The following is a 1,643-nucleotide window of genomic DNA, read 5'->3' as shown; positions in this document are numbered from 1 at the left end:
CGCAGCGCCAGCACCCCCGCCACGGCCGCCAGCCCCGCGGCCACCAGCGCCATCGCGATGAACAGCACCAGCTTGTCCGCTGTCCCGAACACCGAGATCGCGAAGTCCTTCAGCCACGGCGGAGTGAAGTCCACAAACGCCGCGCCAACCGACACCAGCGGCGAGGACCCCGGCCCGAAGAACGCGGCCGCCACCTCGGCCACCGCGAACAGCACCGCCGCGGAAACCAGTCCGGCCAGCGCGCCCAGCCACCGCCGCCCGCGCTGTCCCCGCTGCCCGCGCAACCAACGGAACCGGTCCGGCCCGCGCCGGTTCAGCTGCCGCTGCCCTGCAGCCTGCTCATTCACCGGGATCACCTCTCCTCAGCCGACCCGCCGCCAGCCGCTCGCCGCACGACGCAACACCACGCCGTCGGCCGCTCCGCCGCTCCGCCGCTCCGCCAACTGGTCGCCTACGCCGCGGTCCGCCGGCCCAGCACCGTGCCGAGGCCGATCATCGCCACGCCCAGCACAAAGTGCAGCCAGTTGTCGGCTGTATTAACAGGAACGAAGTTCGCCGGGGTGCCGTGCCCGATCAGCAGCCCGTAAAGCCCTAGCACCAGGTACACCGCGCCGCCCCAGACCAGGTACGCCTTCGCCGCCGTGCGGCTCCTCGACAGCGCCAGCCCGCCGACCCCGAAGAGCAGGTGGACGATGTTGTGCAGCACCGACACCTGGAAGATGCCCAGCAGCAGCGCCCCCGAGTGATGCCCGGCGAAGCTCAGTTCGGAAATGTTAACCGTGACGCCCGGCACGAAGCCCAGGATGCCCACCAGCAGGAAGGCCGCGCCGACCACCAGCGCCGCGGTCTGAACGCCGGCGCGACGGGTTGTTCGAGTAGCAGGGACAGACATGATCTTCCTCCTTGTAGCCGTCCGGACCGGCAGGATTCCCGGCCCGGTACCAGCTATTCGGAGCGGAGGGCCTAAGCGGATTGGACGACGAGTTTGGATTCGACGAGCAGACCGGCTTTGACGACCAGACGGCTTCAACGACCCCACGGATTAGACGAACAGCTCGGATCGACGACCGGACGGATGGCCGCCCCGGCGTTGCCTCGGCGGTCGGCTCTGAAACGATTGGCCCGTAGCGGCTGGATTGGAGGCAGTTTTGAGCGCCAAAGCAGCCACTAGGGGCCAACAGATTCAAGGGCGACCCGGAAAACCCCGGCCGGCTACAGCTCCTGCACCATGAGCGGCTCGGTTGTCGGCGCGGGCGATCCCCCGGCCGGCTCCACGGTGATCCCAAAGGCCGACGCGCCCTCCAACTGCCCCTCGAGCAGCTTCATCATGGGCGCCCCGGCCTCGCCCGCGGGCATCAGCCCGGCCGGCACCATCTGGTCGTCGTGCTGCAGCCAGAGCTCGTAGGTCTGGTCGTCCGGCAGCTCGGGCAGCCCGTGCGCGGTCACCGCCGCCTGGTTCAGGGACGGGGCATAGGCCAAAGTAACGACGGCGCCGTCCTCCATCCGCGCGGTGGCCACCTGGGCGTCCGCCGCGGTGAGGATGCCGAGCATCGTCGCCTGGGTCTGCTGCGCCTGCGCCAGCTGCTCCTCCAGCCGCCCGCGCTCGGCCGACTGCCCGAAGGCCCAGCCGGCCAGCCCGGCCC

The 1,643-nt window shown here is 70.2% G+C and carries 2 protein-coding genes and 1 pseudogene; all 3 read right to left on the bottom strand.

The window, feature by feature from the left end:
• Positions 1-347 (bottom strand): annotated as a pseudogene (locus D477_RS20405) (hypothetical protein); the annotation flags it as partial.
• Between the two features lie 104 nt (positions 348-451).
• Entirely contained in the window at positions 452-892 is a 441-nt protein-coding gene (locus tag D477_RS20400; RefSeq protein ID WP_005275108.1) for a DUF4383 domain-containing protein, read from the bottom strand.
• Between the two features lie 320 nt (positions 893-1,212).
• A partial coding sequence (locus D477_RS20395; RefSeq protein WP_005275105.1) for an anti-sigma factor occupies positions 1,213-1,643 on the bottom strand: 431 nt, incomplete at its 5' end.

Origin of the sequence: Arthrobacter crystallopoietes BAB-32 (assembly GCF_000328305.2) — a bacterium.
Classification (GTDB): Bacteria; Actinomycetota; Actinomycetes; order Actinomycetales; family Micrococcaceae; genus Crystallibacter; species Crystallibacter crystallopoietes_A.
This window is presented reverse-complemented; position numbering and strand designations above follow the sequence as displayed.

Bases quoted from the DNA above. Each gene is read 5' to 3' on its own strand.
- D477_RS20400 (WP_005275108.1), bottom strand. From the start codon at position 892: ATGTCTGTCCCTGCTACTCGAACAACCCGTCGCGCCGGCGTTCAGACC.